This window comes from Streptosporangium heterodermiicola, from assembly GCF_051390675.1.
Taxonomy (GTDB): domain Bacteria; phylum Actinomycetota; class Actinomycetes; order Streptosporangiales; family Streptosporangiaceae; genus Streptosporangium.
In genome coordinates, this window is the sequence record NZ_JBPJSR010000032.1 from 1 (window position 1) to 14,249 (window position 14,249).

General features: G+C 72.2%; 15 protein-coding genes. 11 read left to right on the forward strand and 4 right to left on the reverse strand.

What is annotated here, in order from left to right; all coding sequences use genetic code 11:
* The first annotated feature begins 461 nt into the window (after window positions 1-461).
* From ACSC1Q_RS39025 to ACSC1Q_RS39050, 6 genes are all read left to right on the forward strand, one after another.
* Window positions 462-710 carry a hypothetical protein gene (locus tag ACSC1Q_RS39025; protein WP_436763773.1) on the forward strand — a complete coding sequence of 83 codons (249 nt, stop codon included), beginning with the start codon at window positions 462-464 and terminating at the stop codon, window positions 708-710.
* On the forward strand, window positions 707-1,549 hold the full coding sequence (locus tag ACSC1Q_RS39030) for an alpha/beta fold hydrolase (protein WP_436763774.1): 843 nt from the start codon (window positions 707-709) through the stop codon (window positions 1,547-1,549). The genes ACSC1Q_RS39025 and ACSC1Q_RS39030 overlap by 4 nt, the downstream gene beginning before the upstream one ends.
* 315 nt (window positions 1,550-1,864) lie before the next feature.
* Window positions 1,865-2,917: an iron-siderophore ABC transporter substrate-binding protein gene (locus ACSC1Q_RS39035; RefSeq protein ID WP_436763775.1), complete on the forward strand. Its 1,053-nt coding sequence runs from the start codon at window positions 1,865-1,867 to the stop codon at window positions 2,915-2,917.
* A gap of 15 nt (window positions 2,918-2,932) precedes the next feature.
* Window positions 2,933-3,955: a FecCD family ABC transporter permease gene (locus ACSC1Q_RS39040; protein ID WP_436763776.1), complete on the forward strand. Its 1,023-nt coding sequence runs from the start codon at window positions 2,933-2,935 to the stop codon at window positions 3,953-3,955.
* A gap of 64 nt (window positions 3,956-4,019) precedes the next feature.
* Window positions 4,020-5,072 (forward strand): FecCD family ABC transporter permease, encoded by a 1,053-nt coding sequence (locus tag ACSC1Q_RS39045; RefSeq protein WP_436763777.1) that lies wholly within the window; start codon window positions 4,020-4,022, stop codon window positions 5,070-5,072.
* Complete coding sequence (locus ACSC1Q_RS39050; RefSeq protein WP_436763778.1) at window positions 5,051-5,929, forward strand: ABC transporter ATP-binding protein; 879 nt, start codon at window positions 5,051-5,053, stop codon at window positions 5,927-5,929. Before ACSC1Q_RS39045 ends, ACSC1Q_RS39050 begins: the two co-directional genes overlap by 22 nt.
* Here ACSC1Q_RS39050 and ACSC1Q_RS39055 read toward each other — a convergent pair whose 3' ends face one another.
* Window positions 5,930-6,793 carry a helix-turn-helix domain-containing protein gene (locus ACSC1Q_RS39055; protein WP_436763779.1) on the reverse strand — a complete coding sequence of 288 codons (864 nt, stop codon included), beginning with the start codon at window positions 6,791-6,793 and terminating at the stop codon, window positions 5,930-5,932.
* A 28-nt stretch (window positions 6,794-6,821) separates the two neighbouring features.
* A complete protein-coding gene (locus ACSC1Q_RS39060) occupies window positions 6,822-7,892 on the reverse strand; it encodes a sensor histidine kinase (RefSeq protein WP_436763780.1) in 1,071 nt (356 codons plus the stop codon).
* A 376-nt stretch (window positions 7,893-8,268) separates the two neighbouring features.
* On the opposite strand from ACSC1Q_RS39060, the gene ACSC1Q_RS39065 reads away from it, so the two are divergent.
* The 5 genes from ACSC1Q_RS39065 (at window position 8,269) to ACSC1Q_RS39085 (ending at window position 12,416) form a co-directional block, all read left to right on the forward strand.
* Entirely contained in the window at window positions 8,269-9,222 is a 954-nt protein-coding gene (locus tag ACSC1Q_RS39065; RefSeq protein WP_436763781.1) for a helix-turn-helix domain-containing protein, read from the forward strand.
* Window positions 9,216-10,577: a sensor histidine kinase gene (locus tag ACSC1Q_RS39070; RefSeq protein WP_436763782.1), complete on the forward strand. Its 1,362-nt coding sequence runs from the start codon at window positions 9,216-9,218 to the stop codon at window positions 10,575-10,577. The genes ACSC1Q_RS39065 and ACSC1Q_RS39070 overlap by 7 nt, the downstream gene beginning before the upstream one ends.
* 98 nt (window positions 10,578-10,675) lie before the next feature.
* On the forward strand, window positions 10,676-11,494 hold the full coding sequence (locus ACSC1Q_RS39075) for a helix-turn-helix transcriptional regulator (protein WP_436763783.1): 819 nt from the start codon (window positions 10,676-10,678) through the stop codon (window positions 11,492-11,494).
* Window positions 11,495-11,589: 95 nt separating this feature from the next.
* Complete coding sequence (locus tag ACSC1Q_RS39080) at window positions 11,590-12,111, forward strand: hypothetical protein (RefSeq protein WP_436763784.1); 522 nt, start codon at window positions 11,590-11,592, stop codon at window positions 12,109-12,111.
* Window positions 12,108-12,416, forward strand: coding sequence for a winged helix-turn-helix domain-containing protein (locus ACSC1Q_RS39085; RefSeq protein WP_436763785.1), 309 nt, complete (start codon window positions 12,108-12,110; stop codon window positions 12,414-12,416). The genes ACSC1Q_RS39080 and ACSC1Q_RS39085 overlap by 4 nt, the downstream gene beginning before the upstream one ends.
* A gap of 120 nt (window positions 12,417-12,536) precedes the next feature.
* Here the strand turns inward: ACSC1Q_RS39085 and ACSC1Q_RS39090 are convergent, their stop codons facing one another.
* Window positions 12,537-13,349 carry an alpha/beta fold hydrolase gene (locus tag ACSC1Q_RS39090; RefSeq protein WP_436763786.1) on the reverse strand — a complete coding sequence of 271 codons (813 nt, stop codon included), beginning with the start codon at window positions 13,347-13,349 and terminating at the stop codon, window positions 12,537-12,539.
* Window positions 13,346-14,245, reverse strand: coding sequence for a carbohydrate ABC transporter permease (locus ACSC1Q_RS39095; protein WP_436763833.1), 900 nt, complete (start codon window positions 14,243-14,245; stop codon window positions 13,346-13,348). The genes ACSC1Q_RS39090 and ACSC1Q_RS39095 overlap by 4 nt, the downstream gene beginning before the upstream one ends.
* Between the last annotated feature and the right edge of the window lie 4 nt (window positions 14,246-14,249).

A 14,249-nucleotide genomic window follows, 5' to 3' on the forward strand; every position in this document is an offset into this window, starting at 1 on the left:
TGCGATGGTCGAGGCGTTCCTGGTCGTCCTGGACGAGCACGGGGAACAGATCAACCATCTCGCCCGGCCGGATCGGGCCGATCCCGTCGAGCACGGGGAGCAGGAGCCGGACACGCCGGCCGGCATCCCGCAGATCGTCGATCGCCGATGAGAGGCATCGAGCCTGGACGGTACGAGGTCGGCGCCGGTGACCGAGAGTGGTCTCGTCGGCGTGCTGTGACAACGCCTGGAGGTTGGGCTGCGACAACGCCTGGAGGCCGGCTGTGACAACGCCTGGAGGCCGGCTGCGGCAGCGCGGGCGTGGGGCGCTGGGCTGTGGTGACGAGAGGTGACGGTGCTCGTGTGGTTGTAGTGAGACGCCGAACCCGGTAGGCGGAGGATGCCCGGTTATCTCGCGGCGTGACCCCACTTGACCTTGACACGGTGACAACGTCTTCACTGTCGCCAAGGAGGTGGTTCCCATGACCATGCCGAAACAGGACGTGGTGGCGGTGCCCGCGGCCCGCCCGCAGGAGCGGTTCCTCTCGCTGGGCTCCCGTTTCGCGGGAGAGCCCATGCGGAAGCCCGCGGCCGTCGGCGACGTCTCCTCATGTCCGGTGGCCGGTTCCGCTCCGCGCGCGCTCGCCGACGCGTCGAACAGATCCGACCGCGGATGGTTCGTTCCAGAGATCGACGCGCTCGACGCGCGACCGGGGGCGCGGCCGTCATGACCATGATCTACAAGTCCGAGGCCGGTGAGCGCGAGCTCCGCGACCACTACCGGCAGGTGCTGGACGCCTGGCCGGTTCCCGCCGAGCACGTACGGGTACCGACGCGCGAGGGCGAGACCTTCGTCCTCGTCTCCGGCCCGCGGGACGCGCCACCCCTGGTGCTGCTGCACGGCTCGGGCGCGAACACGTCGATGTGGCGAGGAGATGTCGCCACCTGGTCCCGGCACTTCCGCACCTACGCCGTCGACCTCGTCGGCGAGCCGGGCCTGAGCGCGCCCTCGCGCCCCGCCCTGGACTCCGACGCCGTGTCCCTCTGGCTGGACGACGTACTGGAGGGACTCGGGATCACCGGCGGCGCGTTCGCCGGCACGTCCCTCGGCGGCTGGACGGCCCTGGACTACGCCATCCGCCGTCCGGGACGCGTGACCCGCCTGGCCCTGATCTGCCCCGGCGGCGTGGGACGGCAGAAGGTCGGCTGGATCCTCAAGGCCCTGCTGACCCGCCCGTTCCGACGCGGCGGCGGGCTGCGCGAGTCGGCGATGGCCGTCGCGGGACTGGACGGGGAGAGGGACCGGCAGGCGCTCGACGCCGTCGTCCTGACGTTCACGCACTTCAACCCGCGCAGGGAGAAGCTCCCGGTGTTTCCCGACGAGGCGTTGCGCGGCCTCACCATGCCCGTACTCGTCATCGTCGGTGGCCGTGACGCCATGTTCGACTCCCGCCAGAGCGCGCGGCGCGTCCGTGAGTGCGTCCCGCACGCGACCGTGAACCTGCTCCCCGAGGCCGGTCACGCCATCTTCGGCCAGGCCGGGCCCGTCGCCGAGTTCCTCCGGGCCTGAGGTGGAAGTCGTCCGGCACCGAAGGCCGGAGGTGAGGAGGCCCTCGGCGTCCTGGCCGTCGAGGCTCGGCCGGGTGATCGGACTCCTCACCCGGTACCGCTGACGGCGAGGTGAGCGCTGCCGCGACTCACGGAGGTGCGGGCCGTGATGTGAGGGCGGTTGAAAGTTGAGCGGCGATTAGCTTAGGCTTCCCTAAGTTACTGCAGTTAAGGCTGTGACCTAAACAGCTTTTTGATCCGGCTCGATATCGGGTTTCGCCTCTCCTTGCAGGGGAGGGACGTGACCCCGCGGTCCATGAAACGCAAGGAACCCCCAATGCCGTTCACGCTCACCCGCACGCGCCGCCACGCGCTCACCCTCTCCGCGGCCGCCGCGGTCGTCCTCGCTCTCGGCGCCTGCTCGGCGGCGGAGGAGGCGAAGGAGGAGCCCGCCGCCGCACCGGCGAAGGCCGTGGCCGGAGCGTTTCCGGTGACGATCGACAGCACGCTCGGCCAGGCGACGATCACCGAGCGGCCCGAGCGCGTCGTCACCCTCGGGCAGGGGTCCACCGAGACCGCGATCGCGCTCGGCCACACGCCGGTGGGGATCGAGAGCTACCCGTGGGGCAGCGACAAGACCGGCTATCTCCCCTGGATCCACGAGGCGGTGACCAAGGCGGGCGGCACGCTGCCGAAACAGTTCGCCGGCGCCGACAACCTCGACTTCGACACGATCGTCGAGCTCGACCCCGACGTGATCCTGGCCCCGTGGTCGGGGGTCACGCAGGAGCAGTACGACATCCTCTCGGACATCGCCCCGACCGTGGCCTACCCGGACCTGCCGTGGAGCACGGACTGGGACCAGCAGATCGACATCATCTCCCGGGCGCTGGGCAAGCCCGACGAGGGCAGGAAGCTGGTCGAGCAGATCAGGCAGCGGTTCGCCGACGCGGTCGCGAGCCGCCCCCAGTACAAGGACGTCACCTTCTCCTACACCTACACCTCCGGCCCCGGCACCCTCGGCGTGTTCAAGCCCGGCGAGCAGCGGGTCGCGATGGTCTCCTCCCTCGGGCTCACCGTCGACCCGGTGGTGAACACCTTCGAGGAGACCAAGGGCACCGACTCCTCCCTCATCGGCCTGGAGAACGCCCAGAAGCTCGCCGGCAGCGACCTGATCTTCACGTTCTACTCGGACGACAAGACCCGCACCGAGATCGAGGCGCAGAAGCTGTACGGGGCGATCCCGGCTATCAAGCGCGGCTCGGTCGTGGCGAGCGACGACACCTCCTTCGTCACCGGGTCCTCGCTCGTCAACCCGCTCACCGTGCCGTGGGTGATCGACCGCTACCTGCCGCTGATCGACAAGGCCGTCGCCGCCCTCGACAAGTAAGCCCGGCCGGCCTCGATGACCACCGGCGTCCACACCCCGCCGGGCGCCGCCCGGCGGGTGTACCTCCCGACCGTCCTGATCGCCACCCTCGCCGTGCTCGCGCTGGCCGTGTTCGCGAGCGTCGCGTTCGGCAGCCACCCCAACTCCCTCGCGGACGTCCTGGACGTCCTCTCCGGCGTCGCGGACCCCAACACCGCCGCGGTCGTCGAGAGCCGCTACCCGCGCACCGCCCTCGGCCTGCTCGCCGGGCTCTGCCTGGCCGTCGCGGGCACGCTCCTGCAGGGCGTCACCCGCAACCCCCTCGCCGATCCCGGGTTGTTCGGGATCACCGGCGGGGCGGCCGCCGCCATCGTCACCGCTACGGCCTTCCTCGGGGCGTCGGGCCACTCGGCCGCCGTGTGGTGGGCGCTGCCCGGGGCGCTCCTGGCCGGGCTCGTCGTCCACGTCCTCGGGTCGGCGGGCTCCGGCGGCGGTCTCGTGCGGCTCGTCCTCGCCGGCGCGGTCGTCTCGGCGGTGCTGGTGGCGTACGTCCAGGCGGTGACCCTGAGCATGCCGAAGGTCTTCGACAGCTACCGCTACTGGGTGGTCGGCGCCCTGGGGGGAAGGGATTTCGACGTCTTCTTCTCGGTTCTCCCGCCGGCCGTGCTCGGGCTCCTCCTCGCGGCGGCGCTGGGTTCCGGGCTCAACACGCTCGCGCTCGGCGACGAGTCCGCCTCGGCGCTCGGCGCGAACCCCGCACTGACGCGTTCCGGGGGGCTCCTCGCCGCGATTCTGCTGAGCACCGCGGCGACCGCGGCGGTCGGCCCCATCGCCTTCGTCGGCCTGGCCGTGCCGCACATCGTCAGGGCGCTCGTCGGCGTCGACTTCCGCGCACAGCTCGCCTTCTCGGCCCTGGCCGGTCCCGCCCTGCTGCTCCTGGCGGACGTCGCGGGCCGCATGGTCCTGCGTCCGCAGGAGCTGATGGTCGGCGTCGTGACCGCGTTCATCGGGGCACCGGCACTGCTGATCGCCGTACGCATGATGAGGGGCTCCGTATGAGCTGTATGAGCTGCATGAGCTGTGTGACACGGGCCCACGCCGCACGCATGACGAGGGGGACCGTATGACACGGGCCCGCGTCGCCGCCCCACGTGGCTTCGTCACGTTCGGGCCCGCGGTGGCGATCCCGGTCGCGCGCGCCTCCCTCGTCACCGCGGTCGTCACGGTCGCGCTCGTCGCCGTGGCCGCCGTCGCCACCCTGTCGCTCGGCAGGCTCGGCGTCCCCCTCGCCGACCTCGCGGGCGCGCTCACGGGGGAGGCCGACGGCAAGCAGGAGTTCGTGCTGGAACGCCTGCGCGGGCCCCGTCTGGTCGTGGCCGCCGGTACCGGAGCCGCGCTCGGCCTGTCGGGCGCGCTGTTCCAGACCGTCACCCGCAACCCGCTCGGCAGCCCGGACGTGATCGGGCTCGCCGCAGGTGCCGGCTCGGGCGCCGCGGCCGCCGCGCTGCTCCTGCCCGGCGTGCTGCCGGCCCCCGCCGGCGCCCTCGGCGGCGCCGCGCTCGCGATGGCGCTGGTGTACGTCTCGACCGGGACCGGGTTCCGCGACCCCGGGCGCCTCATCGTCGCCGGGATCGGCGTCTCCGCGATCGCCACGGCGTTCACCCAGTACGTCGTCTACGCCGTCGAACGGGACAGGGCCACCGTCCTCACCGCCTACCTCAACGGCAGCCTGGCGGCACGGTCGTGGGAGCACGCCGCCACGATCTGGGCGGTCCTGCTCGCCGCGGCGCCGCTCGTCGTGCTCCTCTCACGGCGTCTCGTCGTCGCCGAGATGGGGGACGAGGTCTCCAGCGGGCTCGGCGCCGGTCCCCGGGGCGCGAGGGCGGGCGCCGTGACGCTGTCGATCGTCCTGTCAGCGGGCGCCGTCGCCGTCGCGGGCCCCGTCGCGTTCATCGCCCTGACCGCCCCGCAGATCGCCAGACGGGTCACCGGCGGGCCGGGCCCGCACCTGACCCTGGCCGCGCTGATGGGCACGCTGCTGCTCGTGCTCGCGGACCTCGCCGCGCAGCAGGCCCCCGTACCCGTCAGCCTGCCCGTCGGCATCCACACCCTGGCCCTCGGCGGCCTCTACCTCGGATATCTGCTGGTCCGCGAATGGAGAAGGGGAACACTGTGAGCACCCGGGCGACACCACGTGAGACACCAGGTGAGACAGGACTGGCCGCGCGGGACGTGACGCTCTCCTACGGCGGCGCCCCCGTCGTGCGCGACGTCAGCCTCGACATCCCGCACGGCGGGCTCACCATGATCATCGGGCCGAACGGGTGCGGCAAGTCGACCCTGCTCAAGGCGCTGGCCCGGACGCTGCGGCCCGGCAGCGGGACCGTGCTGCTGCACGGGCGCGACCTCCGGTCGTACCGGGGCAGGGAGGCCGCCCGCCACGTGGCCTTCCTGCCGCAGAACCCGGTCGCGCCCGAGGGGATCAGCGTGCGGGGTCTCGTACGGCGTGGCCGCTACCCGCACCACACGCTGCTCCGCCAGTGGTCGCCGCAGGACGACGTCGCGATCGGCCTCGCCCTGGAGCGCACCGGCCTGCACGACCTCGCGGAGGCGCGGGTGGGCGAGCTGTCCGGCGGCCAGCGGCAGCGGGCGTGGATCGCCATGGTGCTCGCCCAGGAGACGGGCACGCTGCTGCTCGACGAGCCGACCACCTTCCTCGACATCGCCCACCAGTACGAGCTGCTGGAGCTCTGCCACGAGCTGCACCGGGACGGCCGGACCGTCGTCGCCGTGCTTCACGACCTCAACCAGGCCGCCCGCTTCGCCTCCCACCTGGTCGTGATGAAGGACGGGCGGGTGGTCGCGCAGGGCCCGCCGCCGGAGGTCCTGACCTCGCGGCTCGTCGAGGACGTGTTCGGGCTGGCCTGCGACGTCGTGCCCGACCCGCGGACCCTCACCCCGATGGTGGTGCCGCACGCCCGTTTCCCCGTCGGGGACCCGAGCGCGAGCGCGCCCGGGAACGTCCCCGGGTGATCACCGTTCGGCGGCCGCCGCGAGGTCGCCGATCCGATGCCGCCGGGCGACCGTGCCGGCCAGTTCCCTCAGTGCCCGTTCGGAGTCGCTCCCCGGTTCGGCCGCCAGGGCGACGAACTTCTGGCCGGTGCCGCCGACGGAGAGCACCTCCCAGGAAAGGGTGAGATCGCCCAGCGTCGGGTGGCGCAGCTCCTTGGCCTCGTTGCCGCGCGTCCGCACCTCGTGGCGGGCCCAGATCTGACGGAACTCCCCGCTGCGGGCGGTGAGCTCCTCCACCAGCCCGTGCAGGTACGGGTCGTCGGGGTCGGCCGCCACGGCGGAGCGCAGCTGCGCGGTCTTGGCGCGGGCTGCCTTCTCCCAATCGGGGTAGAAATCGGCCGCTCGCGGATCGAGGTAGATCATGCGCAGGCAGTTGTCGATGTTGGTCATGCCCTCGTACAGGGCCCTGATCATCGGATTGGCGGCCAGGATGTCCAGGCGCCGGCCGATCACCATCGCGGGAGTCTCCGGGCAGAGGTGGATGAGCCTGAGCAGGCTGGGACCGACCCGCTCCACGGTGCCGGTCTCGACCCGGGGGCGGGCCCAGGGGTGGGCGAGCGAGTAGAGGTAGCCGGTGGCGTCGGGCTCCAGGCGCAGTACCCGTGCCAGGGCGCCCAGCACCTGGGGGGAGGGGTTGCGCTCGCGTCCCTGTTCCAGCCGGATGTAGTAGGAGGCGCTGACGCCGGAGAGCAGGGCGACCTCCTCGCGCCGCAGGCCTGGGGTGCGGGAGGAGGGGGAGTGCAGGAAGCCCACCTGTGCCGGACTGGTGGCTTCGCGCCGGGCGCGCAGGAACTCGCCGAGCAGGTTGCGTTGACCATTGTCCATTTAATCACTATATGTCCGCATTGTCTGATTAGTTCAGGGTGACGCTTCTTCGGCTGTCGTTCGCGGCTCGCGCCTCGGGGCCGTCGTCGGTGACGGCGATGACGGCCTGGCCGTGGGCGGTGGTGAGGGTGAGGTCGGCCGCGGCGACCGCGTGCCTGCGGGCGTTGCCGAGCAGGTTGGCGAGGGCGCGGACGACCTGGACGCGCGACCCGCAGACCCGCACGTCCCCCCCGGTGCGCAGCCGGACCGGGATGTCCCGGGGCACCCCGCCCGCCCGCGCGCCGGACGATCCGTCGGCGTGAGCGCCGTTCGGCCGGTCGGCGTCGGCGGCGCACTCCGCGTCGACGGCGTCGCCGTCGCGGCCGCCGGTTCGGGGGCGCGTCCTGTTCGTACGGGCGGCCTCCTGGGTGACGAGCTCGGTGAGGTCGATGAGCTCGTGCCCGGGGGCCGTGCCGGTGGTACCGGTGGTACCGGCGGCGTCCGTGCGGGCCTGGGCGAGCAGGTCGGTGACGATGGTGTCGAGGCGGTCGGCGATGGTCAGGGCCGTGCGCAGGGTACGGCGGGGGTCGGTGTCCTCGGGATGGTCGAGGGCGTCCTCCAGCTCGGCGCGCAACCCGGTGATCGGGTCGCGCAGCTCGTGCGAGGTGGTGGCGACGAAGCGGCGCTGCCGGGTGACGGCCTCGTCGAGGCGGGCGAGGGTCTGGTTGGTGGTACGGGCCAGCTCGGCGATCTCGTCGTCTCCCGGCGGGACCCGCATGCGGCGGCCGAGGTCGTTCACGGTGACCTTCTCCAGATGGGCGCGGATGGCCTGGACGGAACGCAGCGCGCGGCCGAGAACCCACCAGGTGGCCAGGCCCGCGCCGGCGGTCAGGATCGGGACGAGGACGACGATGAGGCATTCGAGCCCGTGCTCCTGGAGCAGGCCGGGAACGCCCGGGGCGGTCACCCGGCCGGCCCGGGGGTAGGCGTCGGAACCCAGGGCGTGGCGGACGCACAGGCAGACGCTCGCGCCGAGCAGGGCCAGGGCGATCAGCGCCAGCAGGGACGTGGCCGCGGCACAACGCCCGCGGATGGATCGGGGACGGCGGATCATGGTCATGGTCCCTCCGGCGGGACGTAGGTCTGCGGCCGGCGGGGCGCGGACGGGTGGTCGCGCTCGGGCCGGCGTGGCGGTGGGGTCGTGCGGAGGAGGTGGTCGCGCTCGGGTCGGTGCGGTGGTGAGGCCGTGCGGAGGAGATCGCCGGGATGTCTGCTGGTGTTCATGCCGTCACCATAGGTCGGGGCCGCCCGGCCAGCGTGACCGTGGCACTCCCACGCAGCCGTCACCCGTAAGGCCAGGTCACGGGCGGTGTGAGCGGATCGGCGTCCTCGCCGGGGATCGCGCCCGCCCCCGCTCGCCGTGCCGCTCTCCGCGAGGGTTTGCCTGGTAGTAAAACAACCAGTCAAATTGGATAAATCGGACATATGCTTCCTTGATGGCCAGTGAAAGGCTGCTTGGCGAGTTCCTCCGCGCCCGGCGCGCGGTCACCACTCCCGCCCAGGTCGGACTGCCGGACACCGGACCCCGCCGGACGCCGGGGCTGCGACGGGAGGAGGTCGCGATGCTGGCCGACGTCAGCACCGACTACTACGTCCGCCTGGAACAGGGGCGCGAACGCCACCCGTCCGACCAGGTGATCGCCGCCCTGGCGGAGGTGTTCGGCCTCGGCGCGGACGCCACGGCGCACCTGTACGCGCTGGCGCGCACGGACGTGCCGGTCCGCCGGGGGCCGCACGCGCCTGCCGCCGCCACGGCGCGGGTCAGCCCGCACCTGATCCGGCTGATGCACACCTGGCGGACGCCGGCCTTCGTGATGAGCCTGTGCATGGACGTGCTGGCCATCAACCCGCTGGCCGCGGCCTTCTACGGGCAGGGACTGCGCACGGGGCTGAAGGTCGGCGACAACGTCCTCGGCGCGATCTTCCTCGACACCGCCGCGCGGAGGTTCTACCCCGACTGGGAGTCCGCCGCCCACGACGCGGTCGCCCACCTGCGCGCCACCGCCGGCAGGGACCTCGACGACCCCCGCCTGGCCGCGCTGGTCCGCGAGCTGTCCGACCGCAGCGGCGACTTCCGCCGCGTGTGGGCCCGGTACGACGTGCGGACCGAGATCAGCCGCGTCATCCGCTTCCGCCACGACCTCGTCGGGGAGCTGACGCTCGACTACGACATGTTCTCCGTCGCCGAGGCGCCCGGCCAGCAGCTGGTCACCATCCAGGCCGCCCCCGGCAGTCCCTCCGCGCACGCGCTCACCGCGCTCTGCGGGCAGGCCCGCGACGGCTATCCCGCCTCAGGTCACCCCACGCGGTACCCCGGCACCGGGAACGAGCGCCCGCGGTACTCCGGCACCGGGAACGAGCGCCCGGCCCAGGGGGGAGCGTCGTGCTGAGCCGGTACCTGCCGTCGTTCCGGGCCCGCCGGACGGTGGCGACCGCCGCCCTCGCGGCGTTCATGTGCCTCGGCTGCGGCCTGCTCTTCCTGCTGTTCGCCGGTGGCCGGGAGGCCGATCTCTCCCACGCCCGCGTCACGGACGCCTGGAACCGGGTGGTCCCTCTCATCCGGGAGGGCCCGCTTCCGCCCGTCCTGTACCGGGGCGAGGTGGAGGCGATCCAGGTGCTGGACGCCCGCGGCCGGGTGGCCGCGTCGACCCCGGGGCTCATCGGCAAGCCGCCGATCGCCACCTTCCGGGCCGCCGACCGGAACGTGCGCACCACCCGGGTGCTCTGCCCGCGCGGGTCCGCGGGCTGCGTGACCGTCGCCTCCTACAAGGTCTACCAGCCGCAGGGGGTCTGGCTGCTCTACGTGGCGGTCCCCGAGGTGCCCTGGTACGGCACGGCCACGGACCTCCTGCTGGTCATCGGCATATCCGTGATCGTGACCATCATGACGACCGCGTGGTCCTTCCGTAACCTCACCAAGGCCATGGCCCCGGTGAACGCCATCCGGGCCGAGCTCGGCGAGATCACCCTCACCGCCCTCGACCGGCGGGTCCCGGTCCCCGTGAACTACCAGGAGATCAGGCTCCTGGCGGAGACCGTGAACGACACCCTGGACCGCCTGGAAAGCGCCTCCACCCGGCTGCGGCGCTTCACCGCGGACGCCTCCCACGAGCTGCGCACCCCGATCACCGCGATGCGCGCCCACCTGGAGGAGGCGCTGCTGTACCCGCAGGACACCGACTGGCCCACGATGACCCACGCCGTGCTCGCCGGGGTGGACCTGCTCCAGGTGACCGCGGCCGACCTGCTCACCCTGACCCATCTGGACGCGCGCCCCCTCCTGCGGCACGATGTCACCGATCTGGGCCGGCTGGCCTCCGCCGAGCTGAAGCGCCGGCCGCGCCAGCACAAGATCGTCGAGGACCTGGCCGAGGGCGCCCACGTCAAGTGCGACCGGCTGCGGATCACCCGGCTGCTGTGCAACCTGCTCGACAACGCCGAACGCCACGCCGCCTCGCGGATCACCGTGAGCGTTCGCGCCGAAGGGACGTCGGTGATCATGGAGGTCGCCGACGACGGCCCCGGGATCCCCGCCGAACACCGGGAGATGGTCTTCGACCGCTTCACCCGGGTGGACACCGCGCGCGACCGTGGCGCGGGCGGGACCGGGCTGGGACTGGCGATCGCGAAGGAGATCGCCGAGGCCCACGAGGGCGCGCTGACCATCAAGGACAGCGAGCGGGGCGCGTGCTTCGTCCTGCGCCTCCCCGCGTACGACGCCTGCCACTCCGTCCAGATGGGATGAGCCGTTCCCCGCACGGCGCGGTGATTCTCCGGCGGGGGCCGGATGGGTGGCAGTTACCCGGCCCCCCTGACCCTATATTCCCGACATACAGTGTTTAAATGGACAAAATCCGGCTGTTGGGCGACTTTCTTCGCGAACGGCGTGAGGCTGTCTCTCCCCGCCAGGTGGGGCTGCTGAACTCCGGTCCCCGGCGGAGCCCGGGGCTGCGCCGCGAGGAGGTGGCGATGCTGGCCGGGGTCAGCACCGATTTCTACGCCCGGCTGGAGGAGGGACGCGAGCGGCACCCGTCGGGACGGGTGCTCGACGCGCTGATCCGGGTGCTCGCCCTCGGGCCGGACGCCTCCCGGCACCTGTACGACCTGGCGCAACGGTGTCCGGTCCGGTACGGCGGCAGCACGGAGAGGGTGAGCCCCGGGCTCATCACCCTGATCAGGAGCTGGCCGACCACCCCCGCGCTCGTGTGCGGGCGCTTCCTGGACGTGCTCGCGACGAACCAGTCGGGCGCCGTGCTGTACGACGGCCTGGACTATCGCGACAACCTCCTGCGCATGGTCTTCCTCGACCCCGCGGCGCGGACCTTCTACCTCGACTGGGAGCGGCTGGCCAGGGCGCGGGTCGCCTGGCTGCGCCTCGCGGCCGCCGCGGACCTGGAGCACCCCTACCTCACCGAGCTCGTCGGCGAGCTGGCGCTGAAGAGCCAGGAGTTCCGCAAGCTCTGGGCCTGCCGGGACGCCGACGACCTGACCTGCACGCCCCAGGGCATCCGGCACTCCATGGTCGGCGAGCTGGACGTGACCGGCACCACCTACGACGTCGGCCAGGCGCCCGGGCAGCGGCTCCTCCTCCTGCAGGCCGACCCCGGCAGCCCCTCCGAGGAATCCCTCGCCTTCCTGAGCGGCCTCGACACGAGCCCGTGAAACCTCGGGGTGTCGTGTCCCTCCAAGTCGCGGAAAGTACTTGACGACATGGAAAGTAGAAAGTATTTTCCATGTAGGAAAGTAAAGGAGCCGGCATGGACATCACCCCCGAAGAGGCCGCGCGGACGCTGGCCCAGGTCCACGAGACGCGGCGCAGGGTCCTGCGCGCCGCACCGCCGATGTTCCCCGCCTGGTATCCGGTGGCGGTCTGGGCCTTCGTCACCGGCATCCAGTTCTTCACCGAGATCCCACCCACCTGGTGGCTCCTGGTCGCCGTGCCGGCCCTGACGGCCGGTCTCGTCCTCGCCGTCCTCAAGTTCGTGCGAGACGTCAGGAACGCGAATCTGCGCCCGCACTCCTCGGTGGTGGACCCGTGGGCGTGGGTCGGCTTCACCGGCTGGATGGTCGTCACCAGTCTCGCGTCCGTCCCGCTGGTGCTGTGGTTCGTGGAGCAGGGCATCGCCTATCCGCGCACCACCATGGGCGTGATCATGACAGCGGTCGTGGCGGTCACCTCACCCCTGCTGGCCCGGTGGATGTCCAGGCGGACCGCGAGACGGGCAGAGAGGACAGAGCAGACGGAGAGGGCGGAGAGGGCGGAGAGGGCGGAGCGATGACGCCGCGACTCGACCCGGCGATCCACGCGCCGACGCGGCTGCAGATCGTCTCGCTGCTCGCCGCCGCCGACGAGGCCGAGTTCGCCTTCGTCCGCGACAACCTGGGCGTGAGCGACTCGGTGCTGTCCAAGCACGCGAGCGCCCTGGAGGCGGCCGGTTACGTGAAGATCCGCAAGGGGCACGTCGGCAAGCGCCCGAGGACGTGGTTCAGCCTCACCCGCGAGGGGCGCGCGGCCTACACCGGCCACGTCGCCGCGCTCCAGGCCATCGTCGCCCAGTCCGGCCTCTCGGTCCTTCCCGGCTGAGGACCCCGGCCCTTCCCGGCCTGAGGCCTCTCGGTTCTTCCCGGTCTGAGGCCTCCGGTTCTCCCCGGCCGGGACGGAACCCCCACCGGCTCAGTGACCGGTGACCGGTGAACGTCCCGTCTACCTCGGTCGCCGCGAGCGTACGGCGTCCAGGAAGGCGCGCACCGCGCGCAGGTACGCGTCGGCGGTGTCGCGGCGGACGTTGTGCCCGGCGCCGGGCACGCGGACCGTCGTCACGGTGCCGGTCGCCGCCTCCCGGAACGTGTCCGCGTCGGCGTCGGTGACCATCGCGCCGAGGCCGGCGTCGCCGTACAGGAGCAGCGTGTCGCAGCGCACGTCCGGTGCCAGGTCGTGGAGGGGGTCGAGGAGGGTGACGTCCCGTTCGCAGTAGCGCGGGTCGACCCGCTCCTTGCTGAGGGCCCACGGCGGCAGCTCCGCCTCGCTCCAGGCGGGGTCGTGCTCGCGGGCGTACGCGACGCGCCCGGCGAGGTCCAGGGCGCGCAGCTCGGTGAGCCAGGCCGGGACGCCGCGCGGCCCGCCGCCCATCCCGTACGGCGGCGGGTCCTCCAGGACCAGCGCGGCCACCAGCTCCGGCCGGGTGGCCGCCAGCGTGACGGCGGTGAGCGCGCCCATGGAGTGCCCGATGACGACGACTGGCTCGGTGACCCCGAGGTCGTCGAGGACGAGCGCCTGGTCGGCGGCGTGCTGGCGTGGCCCGACGGGTCCCTCGGGAAGGCCGGAGCCGCCGTGCCCGCGCGCGTCGGTGGCGATGACACCACCGACGCCCGCCAGCGCGGGGACGACCGGGTCCCAGCAGGTGGCGGAGTCGGTGAACCCGTGCAGGAGCAGCAGCGCGGGCGGAGCGCCGGTGTTCCCGTGGTGGCGCCACGCGACGTGCGCGGTGCGCCGGTCGGTCACCGCCGGATGGGTCATTTGGTGGCTCCCGAGACGAGGCCGCTGTAGATGAACCGCTGCAGGGCCAGGAAGACGATCAGGCTCGGCAGGATGACGAGCGCGGCGCCCGCGGAGATGACCTCCCAGTGCGCCCCGTACGGCCCCTTGAACCGGAACAGTGACGTCGAGATCGTACCGAGTCCCTCGGAGGGCATGTACAGGAACGGGATGTAGAAGTCGTTGTAGATCGCGACGCCCTTGACGATGACCACGGTGGCGATCGCCGGGCGCAGCAGCGGCATGATGACGCGCCAGTAGATGGTGATCGACGTCGCGCCGTCCAGCCTGGCCGCCTCGTCCAGGGACATCGGGATCGACCGGATGAACTGCAGGAAGATGTAGATGGAGACGATGTCGGTCCCCATGTAGAGGAGGATCGGAGCCCAGTGCGTGTCCATCACCCCCAGGTTGTTCACGACCTGGTAGGTGGCGACCTGCGTCGTCACGCCGGGGACGAGGGCGGCGACCAGGAAGAGGGCCATCACGACCCCCTTGAACCGGAACTGGAAACGGTCGACCGCGTAGGCGGTCATCGAGCCGACGAAGACCGTCCCGAGAAGCGAGAAGAACAGGATGAAGCCGGTGTTCCACAGCGCCTGCGGCATCTGACCGTCCGTGAAGGCGACGCGGTAGTTCTCCAGGTTGAACCAGTCGCCGGGCGCGGCGAGCGGGTTGTCACTGGCCGCCATCTCCCCGGCGGTCCGCAGCGAGGTGAGGAGGATCGCCGCCAGCGGCACGACCACCACCGCGCAGGCCAGGACCAGTGACAGGTACGTGAGAAGGCGCGCCGCCGCCCCGCGTACGGGAGCGTCGCGGCGGCCACCGCGCGGGGGAGCGGAGCCGGTGGCTCCGGTGGCTCCGGCAGGGCCGGTCATCGTC

Coding starts and splice junctions, on each gene's coding strand:
- ACSC1Q_RS39025 (WP_436763773.1), top strand. CDS start 462: ATGACCATGCCGAAACAGGACGTGGTGGCGGTGCCCGCGGCCCGCCCG.
- ACSC1Q_RS39030 (WP_436763774.1), top strand. CDS start 707: ATGACCATGATCTACAAGTCCGAGGCCGGTGAGCGCGAGCTCCGCGAC.
- ACSC1Q_RS39035 (WP_436763775.1), top strand. CDS start 1,865: ATGCCGTTCACGCTCACCCGCACGCGCCGCCACGCGCTCACCCTCTCC.
- ACSC1Q_RS39040 (WP_436763776.1), top strand. CDS start 2,933: ATGACCACCGGCGTCCACACCCCGCCGGGCGCCGCCCGGCGGGTGTAC.
- ACSC1Q_RS39045 (WP_436763777.1), top strand. CDS start 4,020: ATGACACGGGCCCGCGTCGCCGCCCCACGTGGCTTCGTCACGTTCGGG.
- ACSC1Q_RS39050 (WP_436763778.1), top strand. CDS start 5,051: ATGGAGAAGGGGAACACTGTGAGCACCCGGGCGACACCACGTGAGACA.
- ACSC1Q_RS39055 (WP_436763779.1), bottom strand. CDS start 6,793: ATGGACAATGGTCAACGCAACCTGCTCGGCGAGTTCCTGCGCGCCCGG.
- ACSC1Q_RS39060 (WP_436763780.1), bottom strand. CDS start 7,892: ATGACCATGATCCGCCGTCCCCGATCCATCCGCGGGCGTTGTGCCGCG.
- ACSC1Q_RS39065 (WP_436763781.1), top strand. CDS start 8,269: ATGGCCAGTGAAAGGCTGCTTGGCGAGTTCCTCCGCGCCCGGCGCGCG.
- ACSC1Q_RS39075 (WP_436763783.1), top strand. CDS start 10,676: ATGGACAAAATCCGGCTGTTGGGCGACTTTCTTCGCGAACGGCGTGAG.
- ACSC1Q_RS39080 (WP_436763784.1), top strand. CDS start 11,590: ATGGACATCACCCCCGAAGAGGCCGCGCGGACGCTGGCCCAGGTCCAC.
- ACSC1Q_RS39085 (WP_436763785.1), top strand. CDS start 12,108: ATGACGCCGCGACTCGACCCGGCGATCCACGCGCCGACGCGGCTGCAG.
- ACSC1Q_RS39090 (WP_436763786.1), bottom strand. CDS start 13,349: ATGACCCATCCGGCGGTGACCGACCGGCGCACCGCGCACGTCGCGTGG.
- ACSC1Q_RS39095 (WP_436763833.1), bottom strand. CDS start 14,245: ATGACCGGCCCTGCCGGAGCCACCGGAGCCACCGGCTCCGCTCCCCCG.